Below are 23,182 nucleotides of genomic sequence, written 5' to 3' on the forward strand. Positions count from 1 at the left end.
GGAATCTTAGACATTTTTCTTTCTGCGCATATACCAAAGGACCGCTCCTAATAACAACAAACCTAAACCAACCACAAGCAGATTATACATATTCGTTGCCGTATCCGGAAGCTCATGTCCTCCAGCTGAATCCTGAGGATCTGAAGGATTTGGCTTTTCAGGATGGTTTGGTTGATTAGGTTCGCTTGGCTTTCCAGGATCCTTCGGTTCAACCGTGATGTTCTTTTCTGGCTGATCAGGCTTGTCGACATTGCCGCCTTTTACGACAGCTACGTTTTTAATCGTTTTGCCGGAATAGCCGGAATTGATTTTCGCTTGGAATGTCACGGTATGCCATTCGGAATCCGTCACATCGCCAAACTGACCGGATACTTTTCCGTCAGTAACGTCGCCTTTGTCTTTATCTTTGGCTTCGCTCACCGACTTGCCGTCCACTTTCAGCGTGCCTGATACGTATTCCAGTCCTTCTGGCAGTTCATCGGAAATGACGAGGTTTTCGACTTGGCTGTCCGCTGTCGTGTTACGGGTTTTGATCGTGTAGACCACCGTATCTCCAGCTTCATACTGATCCTTGCCTGTCTTCATGTTCTTCGCTGTTTTCTCTGACTTTAAGCCAGGTTCTCTCGGATCGACGACGATTTCATTGTGCGGATCCGGCGGATTTGTGTTGTCCCCGGTAATCGTTCCGGTGTTTTTAATCGTCTTGCCCGCTTGACCTGACTTCACTTTCGCTTCAAATGTCACGGTGTGCCATTCGGTGTCTGTCACATCCCCAATTTGGCCGGATACTTTACCGTCAGTAAAGTCGCCTTTGTCTTCATCTTGAGCGTCGCTTACTGACTTGCCGTCCACTTTCAGCGTGCCTGATACGTATTCCAGTCCTTCTGGAAGCGCATCGGCAATCACAAGATTTTCAATCAAGCTGTCTTCCACTTTGTTTCGCGTCTGGATCGTATACAGAAGCGTGTCTCCTACTTGAGGATTGTCCTTATCTGTATTTCCTTCCGCTTTTTCCTGGATGCTTGATGTTTTCTTCGACTCTGTATCCGGGTCTTTCGGATCAACGACGATTTCATTGTGCGGATCCGGCGGATTTGTGTTGTCCCCGGTAATCGTTCCGGTGTTTTTAATCGTCTTGCCCGCTTGACCTGACTTCACTTTCGCTTCAAATGTCACGGTATGCCATTCAGTGTCGGTCACATCGCCAATTTGGCCGGATACTTTACCATCGGTAAAGTCGCCTTTATCTTCATCCTTGGCTTCGCTTACTGACTTGCCGTCCACTTTCAGCGTGCCTGGCACATATTCCAGTCCTTCAGGCAGCTCATCGGCAATCACGAGATTTTCAATCAAGCTGTCTTCCACTTTGTTTCGCGTCTGGATTGTATACAGAAGCGTGTCTCCTACTTGAGGATTGTCCTTATCTGTATTTCCATCCGCTTTTTCCTGGATGCTTGATGTTTTCTTCGACTCTGTATCCGGGTCTTTCGGATCAACGACGATTTCATTATGCGGATCCGGCGGATTTGTGTTGTCCCCGGTAATCGTTCCGGTGTTTTTAATCGTCTTGCCCGCTTGACCTGACTTCACTTTCGCTTCAAATGTCACGGTGTGCCATTCGGTGTCCGTCACATCCCCAATTTGGCCGGATACTTTACCATCGGTAAAGTCGCCTTTATCTTCATCCTTGGCGTCGCTTACTGACTTGCCGTCCACTTTCAGCGTGCCTGGGACGTATTCCAGTCCTTCTGGAAGCGCATCGGCAATCACAAGATTCGTCACCTTACTGTCTTCGATTGTGTTTCGCGCCTGAATCGTATACAGAAGCGTGTCTCCCACCTCTGGATGGTCCGCGTCTGTGTTGCCATCTGCTTTTTGTTGGATCGTTGACGTTTTTTTCGACTCTACAACCGGATTGCGCGGGTACACAACGATTTCATTGTTCGGATCTGGCGGATCCGTGTTATCCCCGGTAATCGTTCCGGTATTTTTAATGGTGTTCCCGGCCTGGCCTGGCTGTACTTTCACTTCAAATGTCACGGTGTGCCATTCAGTGTCCGTCACATCGCCAATTTGACCGGATACTTTCCCGTCGGTAAAGTCGCCCTTGTCATCGCCTTCCGCGTCGCTTACCGCCGTGCCGTCCACTTTCAGCGTGCCTGGCACGTATTCCAATCCTTCAGGTAGCGTGTCTGAAATTGCGAGATTCGTCACCTTACTGTCTTCGATTGTGTTTCGCGCCTGAATCGTATACAGAAGTGTGTCTCCCACTTCCGGATGGTCCGCGTCTGTGTTGCCATCCGCTTTTTGTTGGATCGTTGACGTTTTTTTCGACTCTACAACCGGATTGCGCGGGTACACAACGATTTCATTGTTCGGATCTGGCGGATCCGTGTTATCCCCGGTAATCGTTCCGGTATTTTTAATGGTGTTCCCGGCCTGGCCTGGCTGTACTTTCACTTCAAATGTCACGGTGTGCCATTCGGTGTCTGTCACATCGCCAATTTGACCGGTTACTTTGCCGTCGGTAAAGTCGCCCTTGTCATCGCCTTGAGCGTCGCTTACCGCCGTGCCGTCCACTTTCAGCGTGCCTGGCACGTATGCCAATCCTTCAGGAAGCGTGTCAGAGATTGCGAGATTGGCAATCAGACTGTCTGTGACAGTATTTCGTGTCTGGATCGTATACAGAAGCGTATCTCCCACTTCCGGATGATCTGCGTCTGTGTTGCCATCCGCTTTTTGTTGGATCGTTGACGCTTTCTTTGATTCAACCACAGGAGGATTTGGCTCGAATATGGGTGTGGATCGAGATGCTAAATCAAAAGCTTGTTTATCTCCAACTGTGCCGAGATAAGTAGTGCCGAGAGTCTCTGGATCAAGTATAAATAATGTAGTAGCCACACCCATACCAGAACTCAGTAACATCTGGCCGTTAGGCAAGAAGCTGAGTCCTCTTGCTCCACCTTCTAATGGTTTACCATCCGAATTTGTTATTGGAATAACACGTAAAACTTCTCCAGTCTCAGGATTCATTTGGGCAATAGTGGTGGCTGCGTTTGGAGCGAACCACATATACCCATTACTATCAACGAGAAGATCCCCTCCCAATGTATTAGCCGAATCAGCAGGATTATAACCACTTACTACTGTCTTGGTAAAACCCCCGGTAGTTAAATCATACGCGTTCAAGTAGTAGTTACTGCCCTCTAAGGTCGTATAGTAATATTTCCCATTCAAAATAATACCGTTTCCGCCAGCTGTCCCCTCCAGTTTTGTTACAAACTGAGCTGCTCCGGTAGGACTAATTTTATAAAGGTTTGAAAGATCATCATGTGCATAAAGAGCATTCTCACTATCAGATACAGCTAACCCATTTAGCAAATTTACTGAAATACCAGTAATAGGAACACTTGCTTTGATAGTAGTTGGTTTAGTTCCATCTAGTTGATACAGTTCCAGAGTTTGTCCCCAAGTGGTGACACCACCAATAGCATACGAATCTGTATCATTAATCGTTACTGTCCCTGCTGCTTGAACAGAATTAGGCAAAACAGTCAGCAAGTTCCCCATCATCAATAAAGCAATCATAAACAGCATGAAACTTTTTCTAATCTGCTTCTTGTTGCGTCTGCTCAATAAGTACCTGTTCACAACGTTCTCCTCCTTTCAACAAAGATAGCTAGGATGAATTGCTAGATATTGCGGCAAAATTCTGTGTTAAATCCTGTAACCCGATCTAGAAAAATCCTCCTTTCTTTGTGAAAAAATATTACCAATAACCCATAAAGATGCTCAATGTGATTAAATACTCATTTTTCAAAAACCGCGGAGACAAAAAATCAGCGAAAAGAAGCGGGCAAAATATAGGTTTTTACCAGTCTTGCAATGTCCGCTCCTTTTATGTTTTCTTGATTTATCGTGTCCGCCGAGTTGCTGAAGTCTCTTTAGCCTGATCCAGATATTTTATAATAGACTAGGCTTATAGAGTGTTTGAACATGATCATTCATTAACAGCTCGTCCAATCAAGGAACGATCATAAAAGCTGAGCTAATTTACCAATATCACAAAAATCTATATCCTTATTTTGCAAGTAAAATTCCTGTTTATGAGAATATTTGTTTGACTTTATAAAATAAAAAATAATCCTTAGGACTCAATATCGGCCACTTCCTTCCGGAAAAACCAATTCAATTTATCATTCCTGGCAAATTTACAGATGTGGAAAAACGCATTCCTTACAGCAGCCTATTCAAGCGGATAAAAGGACACAAACTATAAACACACGTCAACACGGAAACAGCTGGCTTTATTGGAGGATATCGCTGCTTCTTTTCATTTTCTTCATAACTCCCTCCCTCATTTGTAAATTTACCCCTATTTCCTTCTCGGGAAAAGTTGTTGAAACAAAAAAACAACTCTATAATCTTGTCCAAGAAGGAGGTGAAAGCGAATCGTGAAAAGATTGTTGGTATTTATTGCAGCGATTGCTCTCCTTTCAGGGATATCAGAGAGTGCGGAAGCAAGCGGTCAGGTGTACACAGTCGGAACCTCGTCATTAAATGTAAGAAAGGCGCCTCACATCAATGCAGCGGTTATCGGTTCCTTACCGCGCGGTTCAGCGGTTCAGGTTGAACAGAAAAAATACGGATGGGCTAAAATCCTTTATCATGGTCGTACCGGTTGGGTCGCGACAACATATTTATATGAATCATCCGCCAATGGGGCATCTGCAAAATCCTACAGCGGGCAGATCTCTGTCTCCGGCAGCTATGTGCGTATCCGGACCGGACCCGGAACCGGCTATAAAGTGATCAGAATCACAAATCAAGGCGACACTTATCAGGTGCTTGATCGACAAGGACAATGGGTACATATACAAATTGATAGTACTCAGACAGGTTGGATTGCAGGATGGCTGGTGTCGGATTCGAATCAAGCGATATCTCGAACCTCGGTTCCTAAAGCAGCTGCTACGCAAACTTCTCATAGTTTAAGAGGAAAAAATATTGTGATTGATGCGGGTCATGGCGGGATCGATCCGGGAGCGACGGGATATCATGGCTCCCATGAAAAAAATCATACACTGGCAACCGCGTTGCATCTTGCCTCCCTTCTAAAAGAAAAAGGAGCCAACGTCATTTTAACGCGTTCTTCCGATCGTTATTTGAGTCTAAACAGACGCGTTGCGATCAGCAGTTCCTATCATACGGATGCTTTTATTTCGATACACTACAACTCGTCTGCTGCCCGATTAAGCCGCGGAGTTGAAACGTATTATTACGATGGAGGCACTGATAAATCGTTAGCTGAAAAGATTGTACAAAACGTATCCAACCAAACTGGATTTCAAAATAATGGGGTTCGATTCGGTGATTTTTATGTCTTGAGGGAAAACCCGAAACTGGCGGTGTTAGTGGAGCTTGGATATCTCTCAAACCCTAGTGAGGAATCGGCTATACAGTCAGAAACCTATCAAGATAGAGCAGCCAATGGGATTATGCAAGGGTTATCTGATTACTTTAGCTCTTAAAACATAAGCGAACGTATCCATTTGTTTGAATTTTCTAAATTACATTGAAGATCGGAGGGCTTTACGGGAAACATCATGCAATCAATGATGAAGTCAGGAATATACGCAAACCCTCAAAAAAAGCGGTGGGAATATTGGATTGTGGAAGAAAACAGCCCTCCAATTCTTGTGTCATGGTTAAGCTGGGGTGCTTCCCAAACCGTTTATAAAAACTGGGCATCTGCTTTGCAGCAATAAACTAGTCAAAATCTCCGAATATGAAAATAGACTTGAAGCTGATTAAGATTGGCAGGAGGCTAAAAGGTTATGAAAAAAAAGATAGCGGCAGGCTTGGCAGCCTCTGCGGCAGTTGGAACATCATTGGCAGTATCGCCGGCGGAAGCCCAGACCATCAAGGTAAAGAACGGGGATTCGCTGTGGAAGCTTTCAGTTGAATATAACACAAGCGTCTCTGCTCTGAAATCAGCCAATAATCTGTCATCATCAATCATTTATGCGGGACAAACCTTGGAGATTTCAAGCGGAAAGTCGGAAAACAGGAAAAAGCCAAGCCCGGTTTCGGAAAAGACCACATACACGGTCAAACCGGGCGATTCCCTCTGGTTGATTGCGAGTGACTACAATACGACCGTTGCGGAGCTCAAGAAGTTAAACGGTTTAAGCCGTGATATCATTTATCCTGGCCAAAAGCTTGTCGTGAATGGAAGCAAAAAATCGGCAAGATCTAGCGCGAAAACCAAATCGGCTGATTCAAATACTGTAAAAAGCTCAAGCAATACCTATAAGGTCAAACTGGGCGATTCGTTATGGAAAATTGCCAACCGTTTAAATGTGACCGTTGCCGAGATTAAAACGCTGAACAACTTGAAGTCGGATACGATTTATCCAAATCAAGTCCTAATAGTAAAAGAGACTTTTAAAGTCAGAAGCAATACGCCAACTTCAACATCCGGCAAAACGAATTCAAGCAGCAGCGCGACTTACACCGTGAAGGACGGGGATTCGTTATGGAAGATTGCAAACTTGATGAATGTGACCGTTCAAAGCATAAAAGAAGAAAATCATTTAAAGACCGATGTATTACAAATCGGACAAAAGCTGAAAATGTCCGAAGCGCCAACATCGACCTCGTCAGGGCGCAGTGCCTCATTTAAGAAGTCGAATTCTTCAGCCGTATTGGCGGGATCAAAGGTGGAACGGATGATTGCCGAAGCTGAAAAACATCTTGGCGTCCCTTACAGATGGGGAGGCAACAATCCTTCAGGCTTTGACTGCAGCGGCTTCATTTATTATGCGCTGAACAAAGTCACATCTGTCTCAAGGCTGAGCGCAGCGGGATACTGGAATATCATGGACCCGGTCAGCAAGCCCGCAAGAGGAGATTTCGTCTTCTTTTCAACATATAAACCGGGCCCTTCACATGTAGGCATTTATCTAGAAAACGGAAAGTTCATCAATGCGAACGACTCGGGAGTCAGCATCAGTGATATGAACAATTCCTATTGGAAAAAGCGTTATCTCGGCGCGAAACGCTATTCTTTCTAAAGCCCTAACCGTTTTGGGTTGGGTTTTTTTGTTTGCAGTATATTCATTGAGAAAGGAGCATAAAAAAGCAATCATTATGAAAACATTAGCTGACAAAGACCTTGTAAATGCTTATCGATCAGCCAAAAAATTGTCAGATGCTGATCCTCATTTTCTTACGCTGCTGGAAACAGAACTGAAAAGACGTTCGATTAGCATAGATTCAATAAAAGAACAAGAAAAAAGCGCTATGGCTAATCAGAAGAAATCACCCCGCTGACTCGTTTCTGTGGGGTTGGGCATCAATCGTGTCTTGAATTAGCGCTTTAACATACTGCTCCTCGTTTATTGAACTATCCTAAATGCCACTGATGTCACATCACCTCCCCCCATTTGAATTTTTAACCAACCAAGTTTTGATGAATGGCAGCACCGTTTCAGGCTGCATCGTTTTCGTGTGATCCATATCCTCTCCTTTTAAGATTTCCACATCCCACCCTAGGGATTCTAGCTCTTGTTTATTTTGTTGGATGATACCGGCAATATCGACGGTGACATTGCCGAAGTTTTCTCCATACACAATCGTGTCTTTCTCACCGGCGAACGTCAGTCTTGGAATCGTGAGCAGATGCTGAATTGCTCGATCATCAAATGACGCTAAATGCTTATACATTGTGAAAAACTGTTTCGTTTGATTTTCATCAATCTTGACCTGTACATGATCCCAATCGACTTGTTCGGGGCTTTGTTGCTCATTAGATCCAGGAGAATTTTTATGAGACAACACCTGTTCGTATGTTTTAGCGGTCACCGCCAACATTTCTTGATACGGACCATCGATAGGCGGAAAACCGCCCATGATCAAGCTTTCTAATCGGTTTGTCCGAATCGCTAGCTGCAATCCTACTAAAGCTAACCATGAGTATCCGTAATAGTGAAACTTTTTAACGTTCATTTTATCAGCAATGGCCAGCAAATCTTTGACGATGTTTTCAGGCGTAAGATTCTCCGGGTTCGGATGCTGAAGGCGGTGGCCTTCATAGTCAAAATACAACACTTGAAATGTATCGCAGAGGCCCTCTACAAAGTGTTTTCCTAATTCAGGGTCTACTCCCCACTGCTTTAAAAGTTCAGCTTCTTGACCGTATACGGTCTCTTTGGCTGTCGGCAGCATGACAGTTTTGCCGCCGGGATTTCCAACTAAACCAACCTTGATGTCTGATTCATCGATCAGTTTTATGAATTTCTCCATTCATCTCACTCCCAACTCGTTATACTACAACCATATAACATTCATGCAATCTTTCGGTTTTGTGCTTTTTTCCCCTTAATATGATAGGATTTCATTTAAAATATGTTGCCGTAGCACTTGAAGGTTTTACTTTAAATAAGGAGTGAAGGGATGGAAACATATACACCCAAACAAATGGCCAAAAAACTCAATGTAAGCACAACCACCTTGAGAAGATATGAAGAACAGCAGCTGATTCCGAATGTACCGAGAACGAAAAGAAAACACCGTGTTTATACACCGATCCATGTTCAAGCCTTTACGGCAATTAGAGCATTGCTAAAAGGCTATGACATCCCAGTTGTTTATCAAGCCATGCGTATGATAAAGAACGGACATTTTGAAAAAGCCCTTTGGTTAGTAAACGAACAGCAATTCCATATACAGGTGGAAAAGCAAAGAGTCGAAGAAATACTCACCATGATTCAAAAAGCTGATGTTACAACATATCAACATATAAAATTAAAAGAATATATGAGTATCGGAGAAGCCGCAAAAATTGCAGGTGTCAACACTTCGGCTATTCGTCATTGGGAATATGAAGGGCTGGTTCGCTCGGAAAGAAACCAAGACAATGGTTATAGAATGTTTACGCAATCTGAATTGCGGAAGATTTTAGTTATCAGCAGCTTGAGGAAGACGATTTATTATATTGAAAACATGAAGCAGCTTTTGGATGAATTAGACAATCAAAGCTACGGCCAAATCGAACGTTCCTTTCAATTGGCACTGGAAAATCTGAATCACAAGCTGCTGCTTCAATTTATCGGAATCACGGAGTTGACAACATACATGAACTTTTATAAGAAATCGTCACCTGAAAAACACTGATATGATAAAAAGCAGGCTTTTGAACCTGCTCTTTTTCCTTTAGTCTCTATACCTTAAAACATATCTTTTATACAATTCATCATTGTAGAGAATATCTTGTCCGTGTGAAGAACTGATGAGAGCCGGCTTTATTTCATCCATCACAGCTCCGCTGTCTATGTTCTCATTCATGTCAACGCTGAATTTTCTGATGGGCGGATGTAAATCTTCTTGACTTGTAATGAAAAGGTCTCCTGCTAAAAGGATGTTGTCGATTTCATGATGATAGACAACATGCCCTGGAGAATGCCCGGGCGTTAAATAAAATTGGATGGGCAAGTGATCAAGCGCTTGCTCTGTCAGCGGTCGGACAATATTGGCCACCCCTGTTTTTTCCACTGTATGTTTATTCGGATAAGGCGCCTCTCCATTGATATACATCAATTCTTTTTGATGTGCATAAATCGGAATATTAAACTGCTCTAACCACTTTGACGCACCTCCAATATGATCTCTGTGGCCATGGGTAAGCAAAATCGCTTTTGGCGTTCCAATAGCTAATGCAGCCTGCATTTGAGCATCTGCTAACTTTTCTGTTCCTGTATCGATGATATAAACATCATCACCATCTTGAATGAACCAAATATTAATGGGAAAGTGAACAGGCTCATCAAGCACAAATCCGCATTTAAATACATGTTCTGATATTTGCATCATGTTCAAGTAAGGCCACTTCCTTTGCATTTTGATATCATTAATGTAATACAAATGAATGGATCATGTAATGACGCACATTTTTGTGACTTAAGGGGTGGATGATATGGGAAACCGTTTAAATGGTTTTGGAGTCTGCAGTACAGAAGGCAAAAAGGCTTGTCCCGTGGAGCTGACTTTACATATGATAGGCGGGAAATGGAAAGGGATTATCATCGACATCCTGTCTGATCAACCGGTCAGGTTTAATGAACTGAAACGATTAATACCGGGCATCACACAAAGGATGTTGACATTACAGCTGAGGGAACTCGAAGCTGATGGGATTGTAGAGAGAAAAGTGGAGAATACTCTACCTAGGAAAGTGGAATATTCTTTAACAGAACAAGGTGAGAAGCTTTATCCGATTATTGCAGCCATGAGAATGTGGGGAAATCAATATTTGAGTAAAAATAGTTGAAGTTCGAATGATACAACTTGGCAATAAGGTAAAATCCTGTTATTTTTCAACATGTCCACGCTCCCTTTGACTTATATTCGTGAAGTGAAATATAGACAAAAACACAACATCAAAAGGTTTTGCCAAACTGGCAAAACCTGAACAATTTGATTACACAAGCTGATGCTTTTTCAGGAGAATCCCCTTTCCCTGCAAGAACTCATAGTACTTTGACTAATCCCGCCAAACACTACTTTATTTTCATTGCCATCATCTATAGCCTTCTTCCTTCTTCCGCAACCGCTGCAGCCGCTTTGGTTGCATGAATGGTACCAAATGGATGGTTAGGAGGAGCATAAATCGAGTATAGCTTTAACGGTATGTTGCCAGTATTGATGAGATTATGCCATGTTCCGGCTGGTATTACGATGGCAGAATCATCGTAGACGTTTCTTTTAAAGGGTAAATGATCACTGCTCTTGCCCATCTGAACAATCCCCCGGCCTTGTTCTATCCGTAAGAACTGATCAACGTTTGGATGCATTTCCAAACCGATATCTTCGCCTACATTTAGACTCATTAAAGTAACTTGTAAATTTGTTCCCGTCCATAAAGCCGTACGAAAAGTGTTATTTTGCTTCGTTGCTTCATTAATATTAATGACAAACGATTTTGACCCATAGTCCGTTAACAAAAGTCTTCCATGACCATTCGACGAGCGACAATCATCAAACTGGTTTACATTGTACGGAAATCTTCCATCGTCATAGTTTGCTCCATTCACGTAATATGGATACAGATAAGGTGCATAATACACTTTTTCATCCCCCACAGTTTTAAACATGTCATGAAATTATCCTATGCAACGGTTAAAGGAATGTACTCAGATTTATATTGACCTGTTCAAACCATCGTTTTAAAAAAGAAGAGAACTGTCCTAAATGCCAAGACAATAATCAAAATTGGCCCAAATCAACACGAGCAAAAAGAAGCCCATCCAGCACTGGGATCGGCCTTCCTTTTCCCATAACGTAATTTATAAAAAGTCCAGCCAAATTTTAACGACTGTTGCTGAAATGAAAAGAGCCAACATCCATTGCAGGAATTTTGCATTTAATTTCTGCCCCGCTTTTGCCCCTATAGGGGAAGCAATTAAACTAGCGATCATAAGAACCAGAGCAGGTAAAAAAAGCACCTGACCTGTGATTACTTTTCCAACCGCTGCGCCAATTGATGAAAGAAAGGTAATCGCAAGCGAGGAAGCAATGGTGATTCTTACAGGAAGGTTTAACACGGACAACATAACGGGAACAAGGATAAAGGCGCCTCCAGCTCCTAAAATACCTGATACTCCCCCAATGATGAAGGCTAAGGAAGAAGCCAGCCATTTATTAAATGTGACTTCTTCTCCTTCTCTATGTTCTCGTCCTTTTTTAGGCATCAAAATTAAGATAACAGCTATAAGGCCTAAGATTCCGTATATGAAATGAATTCCTTTTTCAGGTATGAGATAAGAAAAGTAACTCCCCATGATACTTCCTATCAGGATACTGCTTCCCATATAAACAATTAATGCTTGATGTAAAGCTCCACTCTTGCGATAAGCCAAAACACCGCCGATAGCGGCAAAGAAAACTTGGATAGCTCCAATCCCTGACACTTCATGGGCGGTTAGTGACATGACTCCCACTAAAGGGGGAATGTACAATAACATTGGATAGTTCACAACAGATCCTCCTATACCAACCATTCCGGAGATAAAGGAACCCATAAATCCTATGATGAAAAGTGTGATCACAAAGGCCATATCCATTCGGATTCCCTCCTTTTCAAAGGAAAAGGGCATCTTTTCATTCGATACCCTTTCACATTGATTAGCCTTTTTGAATCCAGAATTTCAGGACCCCGCCTTCTTCTACATGTTCTAAAAGGTGATGGCCGCCTGATTGAGACCAAGCCGCCAGGTCATTTTTGATTCCTTTATCTGTTGCATGCACCTCTAAAATTTGCCCCGATTCTAATTCATTCATCGCTTTCTTTGTTCTGACGATTGGCATTGGACATGCCAGCCCTTTTGCATCTAATAATTGATCTGATTTCAAGTTCATCTCTCCTCTGTTTAGGTCTTTATCGAATCGCACAACGGTTTGGTCCGATTTCCATTTCACGCTGTTTTTCTTCATCCGAGTTGATTTTTCCCATGTTCGTTTCGCGAATCTCTTGATATGCATTTGGCTGCGGCGGCAGATTGTCTGTCACTAAGTGTCTAAATTCTGTTTCATCCTCGATATTCAAACCGTGATTCTCCGCAAACAATGCCCCTAGTTTTTTACCAACGCTTCCATCCTCATTTAACTCGTCAATGATCATAAAGTGTGCCGGCAGCACGATGAACTCATTTGATAACGCTTTGTAACGGCTGTAAAGTGTTTCTCTTAAATCACCTACCCAATCTTCTGCCATACCGGCTAAATCCGGCCTGCCGATCGAGTCAATAAACAGGATGTCGCCTGAAAGGAGATACTGATTATCGACAATGAAAGAAGTGGAGCCAATGGTATGGCCGGGAGAATAAATCGGCTGAATCGCAATTGTTGTATCCCCAATGGCGACATCATTTCCTTCTTCCAGCGGCTGATAGTCGAATACCGCTTCTTCGGCGTCTTTCGGCGGTAACCAGTAAGTTGCTTTTGTTTTTTCGGCAATCGCTCTGCCGCCAGAAATATGGTCTGCGTGAAGGTGTGTATCAAACACATGTGTAATCGTCACACCCTTCTCCTTCGCAAAATTTAAAAAGACCTCCGCCATACGTGTAGCATCGATAATCGCGGCTTCCCCATCAGATAAAACCATGTATGATAGACAGCCTTTACCGATTCGAACAAATTGATAAATCTCTCCGCCGTCTTTTAAATCGCCGACTTTTACCGGTTCTAAATGCTCGCTCCACGCCTTCATACCGCCTTTAAGATACGATACAGAAAGACCGGCTTCTGAAAGCATCTCGGACACCATCACGGATGAGCCTTCTTTGGCGCAGACGACAAGTACTTCTTTATTCGAAGGAATGATATCCAAGATATCTTCCACGCCATCTAAAAGGTCGAAATAAGGAATATTCAAATGCTCAACATGATGCCCTTCAATCTTCCAATCGCTAAAATCATTTTCATTACGCACATCAAGGATGAATAACGGTTCTTTATTCAAGATTTTTTGTGTCACTTCTTTTGCGGTAAGTGCCTGTACGGTCATGTTTAAATACCTCCTTTTTCTGTTTTACCTGTCCAGTCACGCATACCTGGGACAACGTTGATTAACTTTTTAAAGCCTTGTTTTTTCATCGTTTGTGCTGCCATTTCACTTCTTCTTCCCGAATGGCAAATGATATACATTTCATCATCTTTGTTTAACTCATGAGAGCGCTGTTCCACTTCACCAAGAGGAATATGCGCTGCACCGGGGATATGAGCTTCTTCATACTCCTCCGCCTCCCGAACATCTAAGATGTTAAGAGGCTCAGCACTTTCGACTTTCTGTTTGAAAGCTTCTAATGAAATCTCCGGAACCGAAGATCCGCTTTTGACGGACGCTCTCCTCCTTTACGAAGAAAGTGACGAAGGACGTCTCCCTCTGTTTCAGTACCTAGATACTCATGACCTGAGCTTCTCGCCCATGCTTTTAGATCGGCGGTAAAGCCTTTATCCGTTGCTTGAATTTCTAATACGTCACCAGCCTCTAAATCCTTCATTTTCTTCTTCGTTTTGACGATAGGCATTGGACAGGCTAGGCCTGTGGCATTTAATACAACATTTGCTTGGATCATTTTATTTCCTCCTCATACTTTTATAGGGGCGGGGGTATATGACCGGTCAAAAAAATATCTTTTTCCGTCTAATGCCATGCATTCATACCGCCTTTTATATTTGTGACATGTTTAAACCCTTGTTTCTTCAATACCTTACTCGCCTTCATGCTTCTCATGCCGCTTTGACAAATAACCAATACTTCCCGATCTTTCGAAAGTTGACTAGTTTGTTGAGGCAATATGGACAAGGGAATATTTTGAAATCCTTTAATATGCCTTGTACGAAACTCACCAGGTGTTCGAACATCTACAAACTGCTTCCCTTTATTTTTCAGCTCTGATTTTAATTCTGTCGTTGTGATTTGTTTCACACCTTTTACTGGTGAAAAATTCCGAATCACGATCCATAGTAAAAACAAAATAAGCAAGGTATAGATGATGACTCCGCTATCCATCGGATTGAATCCACCCCTCTTCAATTAAATAAATAAGTTGACATGACCGTCTTCAGCGTCTGCTAAATATGCAGCTACACCTGCGTATTCGATATCATCTAATAATTCTTTTTCCTGCAAACCAAGCAGATCCATTGTCATCGTACAAGCTACGAGCTTTACATCCTGTTCTTGAGCCATCTCAATTAACTGGGGCAATGTCAGTGCGTTATGCTTTTTCATAACATTTTTCATCATTTTAGGACCCATACCTGCAAAGTTCATTTTAGATAAACCCATCTTATCAGCACCGCGAGGCATCATTTTCCCAAACATGTTTTCAAGAAATCCTTTTTTCACAGGAACCAGCTCTTCTTGACGTAAAGCGTTCAATCCCCAAAACGTATGGAAGATGGTCACTTCATGATCATAGGCGGCCGCTCCATTTGCAATAATATAAGCAGCCATCGCTTTATCATAATCCCCGCTAAATAAAACAATTGTTGTGCGTTTTGTTTGTTCTGTCATGCTTCTCCTCCTATCTCTAATTACCCTACAGGGTATATTTGATTCAAAAAATATATGCATATACCGGTACGGGTATTTTATAACGCTTATAAAAATCCGTCAACCATATAGGCTGATGAATTTTTTTATCGACTCTTTACCAATAACTCAACAGCCTCTTTGACTAAGTTTTCTGTATCCTCTCCTTTTGTCAGGCTTTCACGAACACAGTGTTCAAGGTTGGTGCTGACAATCACACCCAACGCACGGTCGATGGCATTTCGTGATGCTGCCAATTGGGTCACAACATCTCGACAATCTTTTTCTTGTTCCATCATCGTCAACACACCTTTAATTTGTCCTTCTATCCGGCGCAGACGGTTTTTAATCTGTTGATTATACTCCATATCGCAGAAATCCTTTCTTTGATTGATTTATACATTTGCATTTTGCCACCTCATAACTATGCACATGAATACCTTTGCGTTTTAAAAAACGCACTCCTAAATTTAATTCTACCCTATCCCCAGCAATTATGTGTATCTTATCTTGTGGAATATCTAAATAATAACGTTTTAAATACGCATAGGGAATGTGTAAAAGTGCAGCATCAGAGTAGTTGGATGTATCATGATAATGACGAATATCCAAGATCGTCATGTCCAAGCTCTTTAATTCATCCCTGTTGATACAAGCAATTCCTTTAACAGGATCATAACGTCTATACGCATCAAAGATGATCATGAACGGGAGCGGGATCAGCAAATAACTCATTTAACACACCACCTTATGAACGAATTTTTGTTCACGAACATGATATACCCTAATGGGTATTGTGGTCAAGTGTGAAGGTTTTTCCTTTTGAATAGATACAAGAACAGATTGATCGGTGAGAAGTCGCCATACCTGCTTTAGCCCATTTAACTGGTACTGATTTTTTAAAAGGTTCCTGCGAGTTCATTTATGCATTCATGGTATTTTTTTATCCAAGTGTGGTAAATTAAAACAAAGAAAGAAGGTGACCCCATGCCAACGAACAGACTGATCGATGAGAAGTCCCCATACCTGCTCCAACACGCCCACAACCCCGTTGACTGGTATCCTTGGGGAGAAGAAGCATTTGAAAAAGCGAAGCGCGAGAACAAGCCTGTTCTTGTGAGCATCGGCTATTCGACTTTTCACTGGTATCACGTTCGTTAAGCTACCCGAATTAAAATGGTAAAAATAATTCACCGCCCCTTAGCTGCTCAATTAAAAAGTATTAAAAAACGAAAATCCAAGTAATATTTGATCTAGCTGCCACCTTTCTAATTGACAAATTAATCAATATAAGGATATCATTTCATCATAGGATAGACTTTATAAAAAATAGAAAGTTGGGATTTAATGGACCAGATACTTAAAGAACTCATGGAACACGCGAATTTTGATCCAAGTAAAGAACGCAAAGATTTGACGATCCAAAATCTTTGTATAGAAATTGCAAAGGGCAATATTGTACTTCCTATTTTTCAAACTTACATTCGTTGGACAAAAGAGAAAGCAGTAAGCCTCTTTAATTATCAACTTAGTGGAAAAGCAGCTGTTGCACCAATATCAATTAATTTAATTGATGATCCTAGTCAAGTTATTGAACAAATTAGTTTTTTGGACAGAAGACTATTAGACACTGAAAATTTGGTGGGAAAATTATCGGTAGCAGACGGACAGCAACGTTTATCAGCTAATTACAAAGCATATACCAATGATCCTGACTTCCAAAATATTGTTTTGGATCTTCACAAAGGGAAGTTCAGAACTATTGATATTGCTTCATCCCCTGAAAATTATCAAATTCCTGTAGGGATTCTTTATAATAAAGATCACAGCGTATATTTAGATTATGTGAATAATACAAATTATTTAAAAAAAGATAATATAAAAGACGTATTATCAACTATTCGTAAAAAGCACCAAACATATTATTATGTTGTGAATTTCGCCAAAAACATGTCAAAAAAAGAACAAATGAATTGGTTTAATGTCCTCAACCTGGCAGGAAGTCAGGTTACTGCTTCAATGGTTTATTTAACCGATCTATTGGTTAAAGGTATAGACTTTTACAAAGATTATGCAAATCCATTTGCTGATAAACTATACGCCTATGGTTTTGAAGACCTTTTCCCTCGAAAATCAGCAGAAATCTCTATTCCATTAGCTGCTTTGAACCCTGCATTTTATATAGTAACATCTAAAAAGCGCACGAGTAACTCTAGCCCCATACCCTCAGATGTAAAACCTAAATTAATAGGTAAAGCTTCTGTTGAAGACATCAAAAAAATGATTCATATCACATTAGAATCATTAAGAAATACTCTTGAATTTGTTACAACTACAAATGGAGTTAAAACTCCTGATAGAATTGACATTATCACTTATTTAATTGGACTGTTTATAAATAACGATATATCACAAATGAATAATAACCAGAAAGATTTTCTGACTAAATGGATTAACAATATAAACTTTGTCAATAATTCTAATAAAGAACGTCGCGAAAAATACAATAGCCTACTACAGAATTATGAGAGTTTATCAAATGAGCAGCTACCGGCACTTTCTTAATTAGATTTCTCATTTTTAAATATATTTTTCAATATTTATGATATATAACTCAATAAAAAAGTTCTCTTCAAATATCCATGAGAGCTTTAAAGGTTTAAATGTTTTTGCAGGGAAACAGTTATTGTGAGCCGACAACAACAAAGTCGGCTCTTATATTCCTATCATAGTAGTGTGGATGAAGAAATATGAGTTAAATTCCTATAATAATTATTGATTCAGATTCGCTCTATAGCGGAAATGATAATAACCTTTTCATAAACTTGTTTATTTCCCTTGCGTTATGTAACTGATTTAAAACTGGAGTCATTTTTTCAAGGATCTCTTCTTTCTCTAAAAATTCTCTATCTTCTTCGTTGAACCTTTTTAATTCACTCTCGTAAGACCTCTGCATAATCTTCTTTTTTGCTACAGCTGATAAAGGACGATATTTAACAAAGTTATCAAACCTTGAATAAATCGCACTCCCCAGGCTCTCTTCTATTTCCCTTGTGTTTTGATAATTAGAAGTGCAAAGAATAATAGCATTGTCCAGCTTTACATCATAGTACTTATCTACAAATCTACCTTCATCAAACAATTGATAAAACGCACTGTAAAATATAGGGTTAGCTTTATCAAATTCATCAAGCAAGATTAAGTTTGCTTCTCTGTCAATTAAATCTTTAGCAAAAGAATTAGTCCTGTCTCCGAACAAATAGGAACTGAAGGTGTCATTATGAAACATTGAGAGTTGTATTCTGAACAAATCTGTTTTGTTTCCATACAAAATTTTATTCATTAACTTAGCCGTTTCAGTTTTTCCCACACCTGCCGGACCGTACAACATTAAAACCACAGGCTTTTGATTTCCTACATTTATTAATGGATAAAGAGTTTGTAATATCTCATTTTTTGCCGTTTCTTGTCCAAATACTTCACTATTAAAATTGTATTTAATACTTGCTAGGGTTTCGCGAGTCATTTTTTTGTATTCGAATTCTTTAGTGCTTAGAGAAATTTTTAGTTTTGAATTTTTCAATTGGTCAACAATCCGTTTAGGAGGATTATGAATATATACTTCTTCAAACCCGTAAAAGCTTTTATATTCAAAAATATTATTTATAAATCCTTCTATAAAATGATCTTTTACCCCTGAATATTCATCTGAATACACAATAAGAGAATGAAAAGCCTCAAATTCTTTAAGTCTTATACCTTGATGTAAGAGGTCTATTTCTTTAACGATCCAAGAAAGCGTATTGGTTTTTTCTTCTGGAATTATCTTTTCAAATTCTTCAACAGGTCCATAAAAAATTGTCATGTTCATTTGTTATCACCTGAAATCCCCGCTAAAAAAACATCGTATATTTTTAAAACCTCTAGATCATTACTCGTTCGACCATAATAAGTACCCTCAACAGAAGGGTTATTCCCTTTCTTTTCCTCTTGGGCAAACTCATTCTCTAATTTAAGATCTTCTTCTCTACATTCTCCAACTTCTATTCCGTAATATATTAATTTCATTTTTGTTAAATCAGTTAAACTATAACTATTTCTAAAAGCATTAATATTAAAACGAAGGATTGCACTATGTTCATCTTTAGTTGCTTTTAATTCATAATATCCTTTCCCTCCTTTTAATATTTCATCAAAATCCATATAGTTAAAATCTTTAAGTTCTTTAGTAAATGTAGAATCCTCTTTAAGCATTTTAATAAAAGGTGTATACATCTTAACAAATGTAAACGATTCTGGAATTGGATTTACTTTATACCCTTTGAAAACTTCTATCCCTTTATTAATTTCTGGATCACTTGAAAAATCAACGAAATCTGACAAGATTGTATTAGAAATGGTTGTTTTATATAAAGAATTTTTGGATTTTGAAAACTCAGCATTTCCACTCATTGAAAAGCTTGCTTTTAAGAAAGAAAAAAAACTACTTCCCGCCTTTAACTCACCTTTAGCAGATCCATTAACATCATAACGTAATTTTCCTTGTTTTTCGTCTTCAATTACAATATTACCTCCAAAATGTATTTGCAAGAAATCAGTGGCAGAGCCTTCGTCAAAATAAATAACTTTTTTAATTTTCATGAAGTATTCCCCCCTGTATTATTGACCATTATAAATCGCAAACTTATGTAATCATGCATTACTATTGTGTCACTTATAATAAAAATTCCTTTCTTATTAAATTTTAACATTATAGGTCTAATAACCCTAGAAAAATATTAGATCACTCTCAGTCCTTTTATGAGGCTTTTTCTTTGAACTGGAATAATGTTTCAAAACAACTCATTTGAAATGAAATACCTATGATAACTTATTGTTTTTAAGAGAGGAATTTTTGAAAAATAACTGTGGTAAGCTAAGAATACTTTTTCCATCAAAAAAAGAGAAGAGGTAATCCTATGTCACCAAAAAACATCCCTAACAGACTCATAAACGAAAAGTCACCGTATCTCCTTCAACATGCTTATAATCCTGTTGATTGGTACCCATGGTGTAAAGGCGCTTTCGAAAAAGCGAAAAAAGAAAACAAACCCGTATTGGTAAGTATTGGATACAGTTGCTGCCATTGGTGCCACGTCATGGCCCACGAAAGCTTCGAAGACGAAGAAGTCGCGAAGCTCTTGAATGAGAAGTTTATCTCCATTAAAGTCGATCGCGAGGAGCGGCCTGATGTCGATTCGATTTATATGACGATCTGCCAGATGATGACGGGGCAGGGCGGCTGGCCGTTGAATGTTTTTTTGACGCCTGAGCAGAAGCCGTTTTATGCCGGTACATATTTTCCGAAGACAAGCCGTTTTAACCGACCGGGGTTTGTCGAAGTATTGAAGCAGCTTTCTGATACGTTTGCGAAAAACCGCGATCATGTGGAAGACATCGCCGAAAAGGCGGCCAACAATTTAAGAATCAAAGCGAAAAGCGAAGGCGGCGAGTCTCTTGGCGAGGATATTCTCATGCGCACGTATCAACAGATGATCAACAGCTTTGATGCGGCGTTCGGCGGCTTTGGCAGCGCGCCGAAGTTTCCGATTCCCCATATGCTGTCCTTTCTGCTTCGCTACCACCAATACAGCGGGGAAGAAAACGCCTTGTACAGCGTCACGAAAACGCTTGACAGCATGGCGGACGGAGGCATCTACGACCATATCGGCTACGGGTTCGCCCGCTATTCGACCGACAACGAATGGCTCGTCCCCCACTTTGAAAAAATGCTCTATGACAATGCATTGTTGCTCATCGCCTATACAGAGGCCTATCAATTGACGAAAAACGAACGGTACCGCCGGATTTCCGAAGAGATCATCACCTTTGTCCAAAGGGAAATGACCGATGACAAAGGCGCTTTTTATTCAGCGCTTGATGCCGACACGGAAGGTGTAGAAGGCAAGTATTATGTATGGTCAAAAGACGAAATCCTGGAAGCGCTCGGAGACGACCTCGGCCGCTTGTACTGCGCCGTCTACAACATCACACCCGAAGGCAACTTTGAGGGGCACAATATTCCGAACTTGATTTATACGAGATGGGCAGATGTGAAGGCCGAGTTCTCCATAACAGATGCAGCGCTTCAAGAAAAGCTTGAAGAAGCGCGAAACAAACTGTTTGAAAAACGGCAGACCCGGACATACCCGCATGTTGACGATAAAGTGCTGACATCCTGGAACGCCTTGATGATCGCCGGCCTCGCCAAAGCGGCGAAGGTGTACGAGATGCCGGAATACCTTGATATGGCGCGGACCGCCGCTTCTTTTATCGAAGGCGAGCTGATCAAAGACGCACGGGTGATGGTGCGCTATCGCGACGGTGAAGTTAAACATAAAGGTTTCATCGACGACTACGCGTTTTTGCTGTGGGCATATCTCGAATTGTATGAAGCATCATTCGATTTGAATGAATTGCGGAAGGCAAAAGAACTGGCCGAAGACATGACCGGGCTGTTTTGGGATGAAGAGCATGGCGGCTTTTATTTCACCGGAAGCGACGCCGAAGCGTTAATCGTCCGGGATAAAGAAGTATACGACGGCGCCCTCCCTTCCGGAAACGGCGTCGCGGCCGTACAGCTGCTGCGGCTCGGACGGCTGACGGGCGATTTGTCACTAATCGACCAGGTTACGAAAATGTTTTCTGCATTTTATGGTGACATCTCATCCTACCCGAGCGGCCATACAAACTTTCTCCAAAGCCTGTTAAGCCATGTGATGCCGCAAAAAGAAATTGTCGTGCTTGGAAAACAAGATGACCCTGCCCGGCAAAAAATCATCACGGCGTTGCAGCAGGCCTTTCAGCCGAACTACGCCATCCTGGCCGCGGAATCGCCGGATGATTTTAAAGGCGTTGCCGAATTCGCGGCAGAATACAAAGCTGTCGACAGCCAAACAACGGTTTATATTTGCGAAAACTTCGCCTGCCAGCAGCCGACGACTGATATAGACGAAGCGCTGAACCGGCTCCTTTCCGTTTAAGAGGCGGTGATCATGGGAATAGCATTTAAAAACCAGAAAGGGGTTTGGATGCATGAAGCAAAAAAACGTCATGTCACGTCTCGCAGTTCCAACCGTTATCACCGGAGTCGCCGTGTATATGTTGAAGGATCAGGCCAACCGCCAAAAGCTCAAAGCGTACATCGAAAACGCAAAAGAAAAAATCCCTTATTTCTCGGGTAAACAAGAAAAAACCTCATTCCCGGTCGAGAAAGCAGGAAACCCGTCTCCGCAGGATATTGAGGACAATAAGATGGTTTCGGAAGGATCGATGTATCCGGTCCATTATTATGATCAAAAGAAAAAATAAGCATAAAAGGACTGCCGTATCACCACGGCAGTCCTTTTAGATTGTTGACAAAATCCTTAAACGGTTTAAAGTTTTAGGATTTTGTCTTCCCTTCAGCGTGATTGAAAACCCTTGCAGTCTAGGAAGGCCGAGCATCGGAGCGGAGCGAATGTTGTAATTCGTGAGCACCGAAGCGCAGGCCTGACAACGGATGCGAGGGTTTGTCGACACGCTGAAAGGACTGCCGTATCCCGACGGCAGTCCTTTTGCTATATCTTATTCTCATAACAATAATGATTCACCAGCTCTTCGATCAAATCATGCTCCGGAAATTCCCCGCGAAAATCAAACGGAATCTCCTCGACAAACTCCCCGCGCCGGTACACGTGAATCGCTCCGTTTTGCCTTGTGACACTGTACTCCGGTTCAAATGTATAGCCGTTCCTTTCGATCGCTCCCATCTATTCGGCCCGCCTTTCAAAACAGCAGTTCATACACTTCATTTAGTTCTTGCGTCCGTTTGTGATCCTGTTCATTCAGCGCATATGTGATCTCATGTTCGAGCACTTTATTCAGAAAAGCCATTTCGCGCTCATCCAAGTGTCTGACGAATTCTTCCTCATTCGCGTATTGCTGGGAGGCGATTTTTCTGTAAATGCTCTGTCCTGTGTCATGCTCAAGATGATTGGACAGCGATTCCCAGAGGTAGCCTAATGTGGTATCCATGATTCAATCTCCTTTTTTCCTTTAGGTTGG

The 23,182-nt window shown here is 41.4% G+C and carries 23 protein-coding genes and 2 pseudogenes; 9 read left to right on the top strand and 16 right to left on the bottom strand.

Annotated elements, in window-relative coordinates; all coding sequences use genetic code 11:
• Positions 1–6: 6 nt before the first annotated feature.
• Positions 7–3,597 (bottom strand): isopeptide-forming domain-containing fimbrial protein, encoded by a 3,591-nt coding sequence (locus M654_RS22625; protein WP_035427870.1) that lies wholly within the window; start codon positions 3,595–3,597, stop codon positions 7–9.
• A gap of 857 nt (positions 3,598–4,454) precedes the next feature.
• Between M654_RS22625 and M654_RS22630 the strand changes: the two genes are divergently transcribed.
• The 3 genes from M654_RS22630 (at position 4,455) to sda (ending at position 7,335) form a co-directional block, all read left to right on the top strand.
• Entirely contained in the window at positions 4,455–5,531 is a 1,077-nt protein-coding gene (locus M654_RS22630) for an N-acetylmuramoyl-L-alanine amidase family protein (protein WP_051290321.1), read from the top strand.
• A gap of 306 nt (positions 5,532–5,837) precedes the next feature.
• Entirely contained in the window at positions 5,838–7,076 is a 1,239-nt protein-coding gene (locus M654_RS22635; RefSeq protein WP_026585667.1) for a C40 family peptidase, read from the top strand.
• A 28-nt stretch (positions 7,077–7,104) separates the two neighbouring features.
• Complete coding sequence (gene sda, locus M654_RS22640) at positions 7,105–7,335, top strand: sporulation histidine kinase inhibitor Sda (RefSeq protein WP_026585666.1); 231 nt, start codon at positions 7,105–7,107, stop codon at positions 7,333–7,335.
• A 99-nt stretch (positions 7,336–7,434) separates the two neighbouring features.
• Here the strand turns inward: sda and M654_RS22645 are convergent, their stop codons facing one another.
• Entirely contained in the window at positions 7,435–8,307 is an 873-nt protein-coding gene (locus tag M654_RS22645; RefSeq protein ID WP_026585665.1) for an alpha/beta fold hydrolase, read from the bottom strand.
• Positions 8,308–8,457: 150 nt separating this feature from the next.
• On the opposite strand from M654_RS22645, the gene M654_RS22650 reads away from it, so the two are divergent.
• Positions 8,458–9,177 carry a MerR family transcriptional regulator gene (locus M654_RS22650; protein WP_026585664.1) on the top strand — a complete coding sequence of 240 codons (720 nt, stop codon included), beginning with the start codon at positions 8,458–8,460 and terminating at the stop codon, positions 9,175–9,177.
• Positions 9,178–9,216: 39 nt separating this feature from the next.
• Here the strand turns inward: M654_RS22650 and M654_RS22655 are convergent, their stop codons facing one another.
• The gene (locus tag M654_RS22655; RefSeq protein WP_026585663.1) at positions 9,217–9,879 is read right to left on the bottom strand and encodes an MBL fold metallo-hydrolase; all 663 of its coding nucleotides are present in this window, start codon (positions 9,877–9,879) and stop codon (positions 9,217–9,219) included.
• A 97-nt stretch (positions 9,880–9,976) separates the two neighbouring features.
• Between M654_RS22655 and M654_RS22660 the strand changes: the two genes are divergently transcribed.
• Complete coding sequence (locus tag M654_RS22660) at positions 9,977–10,330, top strand: winged helix-turn-helix transcriptional regulator (protein ID WP_026585662.1); 354 nt, start codon at positions 9,977–9,979, stop codon at positions 10,328–10,330.
• A gap of 253 nt (positions 10,331–10,583) precedes the next feature.
• On the opposite strand, the gene M654_RS22665 is transcribed toward M654_RS22660, so the two are convergent.
• The 9 genes and pseudogenes from M654_RS22665 to M654_RS22705 form a co-directional block, all read right to left on the bottom strand.
• Positions 10,584–11,126 (bottom strand): cupin domain-containing protein, encoded by a 543-nt coding sequence (locus tag M654_RS22665; protein ID WP_026585661.1) that lies wholly within the window; start codon positions 11,124–11,126, stop codon positions 10,584–10,586.
• A 219-nt stretch (positions 11,127–11,345) separates the two neighbouring features.
• On the bottom strand, positions 11,346–12,122 hold the full coding sequence (locus M654_RS22670) for a sulfite exporter TauE/SafE family protein (protein WP_026585660.1): 777 nt from the start codon (positions 12,120–12,122) through the stop codon (positions 11,346–11,348).
• 61 nt (positions 12,123–12,183) lie between these two features.
• On the bottom strand, positions 12,184–12,411 hold the full coding sequence (locus tag M654_RS22675) for a sulfurtransferase TusA family protein (RefSeq protein WP_026585659.1): 228 nt from the start codon (positions 12,409–12,411) through the stop codon (positions 12,184–12,186).
• Positions 12,412–12,436: 25 nt separating this feature from the next.
• Positions 12,437–13,604: pseudogene (locus M654_RS22680) on the bottom strand (MBL fold metallo-hydrolase).
• Positions 13,567–14,135 (bottom strand): annotated as a pseudogene (locus M654_RS22685) (sulfurtransferase TusA family protein). The pseudogenes M654_RS22680 and M654_RS22685 overlap by 38 nt, the downstream one beginning before the upstream one ends.
• Positions 14,136–14,203: 68 nt before the next feature.
• The gene (locus tag M654_RS22690) at positions 14,204–14,572 is read right to left on the bottom strand and encodes a rhodanese-like domain-containing protein (protein WP_026585657.1); all 369 of its coding nucleotides are present in this window, start codon (positions 14,570–14,572) and stop codon (positions 14,204–14,206) included.
• Positions 14,573–14,596: 24 nt separating this feature from the next.
• Positions 14,597–15,079 carry a DsrE/DsrF/DrsH-like family protein gene (locus M654_RS22695; protein WP_026585656.1) on the bottom strand — a complete coding sequence of 161 codons (483 nt, stop codon included), beginning with the start codon at positions 15,077–15,079 and terminating at the stop codon, positions 14,597–14,599.
• A gap of 125 nt (positions 15,080–15,204) precedes the next feature.
• Positions 15,205–15,465, bottom strand: coding sequence for a metal-sensitive transcriptional regulator (locus tag M654_RS22700; RefSeq protein ID WP_026585655.1), 261 nt, complete (start codon positions 15,463–15,465; stop codon positions 15,205–15,207).
• Complete coding sequence (locus M654_RS22705) at positions 15,455–15,802, bottom strand: sulfurtransferase (protein WP_077735869.1); 348 nt, start codon at positions 15,800–15,802, stop codon at positions 15,455–15,457. Before M654_RS22705 ends, M654_RS22700 begins: the two co-directional genes overlap by 11 nt.
• Positions 15,803–16,084: 282 nt before the next feature.
• Between M654_RS22705 and M654_RS22710 the strand changes: the two genes are divergently transcribed.
• Positions 16,085–16,258, top strand: coding sequence for a DUF255 domain-containing protein (locus M654_RS22710; protein ID WP_081692806.1), 174 nt, complete (start codon positions 16,085–16,087; stop codon positions 16,256–16,258).
• Between the two features lie 186 nt (positions 16,259–16,444).
• Positions 16,445–17,662: a GmrSD restriction endonuclease domain-containing protein gene (locus M654_RS22715; RefSeq protein WP_026585653.1), complete on the top strand. Its 1,218-nt coding sequence runs from the start codon at positions 16,445–16,447 to the stop codon at positions 17,660–17,662.
• Positions 17,663–17,888: 226 nt separating this feature from the next.
• Here M654_RS22715 and M654_RS22720 read toward each other — a convergent pair whose 3' ends face one another.
• Entirely contained in the window at positions 17,889–18,968 is a 1,080-nt protein-coding gene (locus tag M654_RS22720; RefSeq protein ID WP_026585652.1) for an AAA family ATPase, read from the bottom strand.
• Entirely contained in the window at positions 18,965–19,738 is a 774-nt protein-coding gene (locus M654_RS22725) for a DUF6414 family protein (RefSeq protein WP_051290320.1), read from the bottom strand. The genes M654_RS22720 and M654_RS22725 overlap by 4 nt, the downstream gene beginning before the upstream one ends.
• Positions 19,739–20,055: 317 nt before the next feature.
• Here M654_RS22725 and M654_RS22730 point away from each other — a divergent pair, with 317 nt between their 5' ends.
• Positions 20,056–22,119, top strand: coding sequence for a thioredoxin domain-containing protein (locus M654_RS22730; RefSeq protein ID WP_026585651.1), 2,064 nt, complete (start codon positions 20,056–20,058; stop codon positions 22,117–22,119).
• 52 nt (positions 22,120–22,171) lie between these two features.
• The gene (locus M654_RS22735; RefSeq protein ID WP_026585650.1) at positions 22,172–22,447 is read left to right on the top strand and encodes a hypothetical protein; all 276 of its coding nucleotides are present in this window, start codon (positions 22,172–22,174) and stop codon (positions 22,445–22,447) included.
• Between the two features lie 248 nt (positions 22,448–22,695).
• Here the strand turns inward: M654_RS22735 and M654_RS22745 are convergent, their stop codons facing one another.
• Together M654_RS22745 and M654_RS22750 are read right to left on the bottom strand one after the other, a co-directional pair.
• Positions 22,696–22,887 carry a YbxH family protein gene (locus M654_RS22745; protein ID WP_026585649.1) on the bottom strand — a complete coding sequence of 64 codons (192 nt, stop codon included), beginning with the start codon at positions 22,885–22,887 and terminating at the stop codon, positions 22,696–22,698.
• A gap of 16 nt (positions 22,888–22,903) precedes the next feature.
• Entirely contained in the window at positions 22,904–23,152 is a 249-nt protein-coding gene (locus tag M654_RS22750) for a sigma-G-dependent sporulation-specific acid-soluble spore protein CsgA (RefSeq protein WP_026585648.1), read from the bottom strand.
• Between the last annotated feature and the right edge of the window lie 30 nt (positions 23,153–23,182).

This window comes from Bacillus sp. NSP9.1 (assembly GCF_000465465.2).
GTDB lineage: Bacteria > Bacillota > Bacilli > Bacillales > Bacillaceae > Bacillus > Bacillus sonorensis_A.

Excerpts from the sequence above, each read along its gene's own strand:
- M654_RS22710 (WP_081692806.1), top strand. The coding sequence starts at position 16,085 with ATGCCAACGAACAGACTGATCGATGAGAAGTCCCCATACCTGCTCCAA.
- M654_RS22715 (WP_026585653.1), top strand. The coding sequence starts at position 16,445 with ATGGACCAGATACTTAAAGAACTCATGGAACACGCGAATTTTGATCCA.
- M654_RS22745 (WP_026585649.1), bottom strand. The coding sequence starts at position 22,887 with ATGGGAGCGATCGAAAGGAACGGCTATACATTTGAACCGGAGTACAGT.
- M654_RS22735 (WP_026585650.1), top strand. The coding sequence starts at position 22,172 with ATGAAGCAAAAAAACGTCATGTCACGTCTCGCAGTTCCAACCGTTATC.
- M654_RS22670 (WP_026585660.1), bottom strand. The coding sequence starts at position 12,122 with ATGGATATGGCCTTTGTGATCACACTTTTCATCATAGGATTTATGGGT.
- M654_RS22660 (WP_026585662.1), top strand. The coding sequence starts at position 9,977 with ATGGGAAACCGTTTAAATGGTTTTGGAGTCTGCAGTACAGAAGGCAAA.
- M654_RS22650 (WP_026585664.1), top strand. The coding sequence starts at position 8,458 with ATGGAAACATATACACCCAAACAAATGGCCAAAAAACTCAATGTAAGC.
- M654_RS22635 (WP_026585667.1), top strand. The coding sequence starts at position 5,838 with ATGAAAAAAAAGATAGCGGCAGGCTTGGCAGCCTCTGCGGCAGTTGGA.
- M654_RS22750 (WP_026585648.1), bottom strand. The coding sequence starts at position 23,152 with ATGGATACCACATTAGGCTACCTCTGGGAATCGCTGTCCAATCATCTT.
- M654_RS22730 (WP_026585651.1), top strand. The coding sequence starts at position 20,056 with ATGTCACCAAAAAACATCCCTAACAGACTCATAAACGAAAAGTCACCG.
- M654_RS22705 (WP_077735869.1), bottom strand. The coding sequence starts at position 15,802 with ATGATCATCTTTGATGCGTATAGACGTTATGATCCTGTTAAAGGAATT.
- M654_RS22645 (WP_026585665.1), bottom strand. The coding sequence starts at position 8,307 with ATGGAGAAATTCATAAAACTGATCGATGAATCAGACATCAAGGTTGGT.
- M654_RS22700 (WP_026585655.1), bottom strand. The coding sequence starts at position 15,465 with ATGGAGTATAATCAACAGATTAAAAACCGTCTGCGCCGGATAGAAGGA.
- M654_RS22625 (WP_035427870.1), bottom strand. The coding sequence starts at position 3,597 with ATGCTGTTTATGATTGCTTTATTGATGATGGGGAACTTGCTGACTGTT.
- M654_RS22725 (WP_051290320.1), bottom strand. The coding sequence starts at position 19,738 with ATGAAAATTAAAAAAGTTATTTATTTTGACGAAGGCTCTGCCACTGAT.
- M654_RS22720 (WP_026585652.1), bottom strand. The coding sequence starts at position 18,968 with ATGAACATGACAATTTTTTATGGACCTGTTGAAGAATTTGAAAAGATA.
- M654_RS22690 (WP_026585657.1), bottom strand. The coding sequence starts at position 14,572 with ATGGATAGCGGAGTCATCATCTATACCTTGCTTATTTTGTTTTTACTA.
- M654_RS22695 (WP_026585656.1), bottom strand. The coding sequence starts at position 15,079 with ATGACAGAACAAACAAAACGCACAACAATTGTTTTATTTAGCGGGGAT.